This window comes from Pseudooceanicola sediminis, from assembly GCF_003575965.1.
Lineage (GTDB): Bacteria > Pseudomonadota > Alphaproteobacteria > Rhodobacterales > Rhodobacteraceae > Pseudooceanicola > Pseudooceanicola sediminis.
The window spans coordinates 1-1,210 of record NZ_QWJJ01000047.1 but is presented as its reverse complement, the minus strand read 5'-3'; the positions used below and the strand labels follow the sequence as shown (position 1 = coordinate 1,210).

Here is a 1,210-nt window from a genome sequence, read left to right as displayed (position 1 = left end):
CCGGCGGTCAGCATGACCTGCTCGCCCGTGGCGGCCAGGGCCTCCCGGGCGGCCGTAACAAAGGCGTCGCCCTCGGGGCCCTTGGCGATGACGGCGATGCCGGGATTGGTGCAGAACTGGCCCGCGCCCATGGTCAGCGAGGCGGCCCAGCCGGTGCCGATCTCGGCGCCCCGCGCGGCCGTGGCGGCGGGCAGGACGAACATCGGGTTGACCGAGCCGAGCTCGCCGAAGAACGGGATCGGCTCGGGGCGCTGCGCACAAAGATCGAACAGCGCGCGCCCGCCGCCGAGCGAGCCGGTGAAGCCGACGGCCTTGATCCTCGGATGCGTCACGAGGGCCGCGCCGACAGCCCGGTTGCCGCCCTGGATCAGCGAAAAGACACCGGGATGCACGCCACATTTTTTCACTGCGGCATCAATGGCTTCGGCGATGATCTCGCCGGTGCCGGGGTGCGCGGAATGGCCCTTGACGACGACGGGACAGCCAGCGGCCAGGGCGGCGGCGGTATCGCCCCCGGCGGTCGAAAAGGCCAGCGGAAAGTTCGAGGCGCCAAAGACCGCGACCGGGCCGATCGGGCGCTGGATCATGCGCAGCTCGGGGCGCGGCGGGGTGCGCTCGGGCAGGGCGGCATCGACGCGGATATCGAGGTAATCGCCCTTGAGGATATGCTCGGCAAACAGGCGCAACTGGCCGGTGGTGCGGCCGCGCTCGCCCATCAGACGGCCCTCCGGCAGGCCGGACTCGGCGGTGCCGATGGCGGTGACGGCCTCGGCACGGGCCTCGATCTCGTCGGCTATGGCATTGAGAAACCGCGCTCTTTCGGCGCGCGAGGTATAGGCGTAGCTCCAGAACGCCTCCTCGGCGGCAGTGCAGGCCTGATCGACGAGGGCCTCTGTGCCGACGGAAAAGTCATGCGCCGGCCCGCTGGCGGGATCGGAGGCGAAGGTCTGCGCGGTGGCGATCCACTCGCCCGCGATCAGGTGCTTGCCGTGCGGGGTGAAGAGGGGCTCTGTGCCGTCCATGAGAGGGCTCCTTTCGAAAACTGTCGGTATTTGCGGGCAGAGGCCAGGCAAGCCCCTGAAAACATTGATTTCTGACGTCGGTATCCGGGCGGTATCAAAGCGGTGTCTGAACGGTGCATCCTCCCGGCACCCCACCCCGCCACCTCGACCCTCCCCCTGATGTTTCCCTGTTCCAAATATCCAGGGGG

1 protein-coding gene is annotated in these 1,210 nt (G+C 68.8%); it reads right to left on the bottom strand.

Features of this window, described 5'->3' with window-relative positions; translation table 11 throughout:
- Positions 1 to 1,022 (bottom strand): aldehyde dehydrogenase family protein (locus DL237_RS20400; protein ID WP_119400801.1); only part of this gene is annotated, 1,022 nt, incomplete at its 3' end.
- Positions 1,023 to 1,210 lie beyond the last annotated feature (188 nt).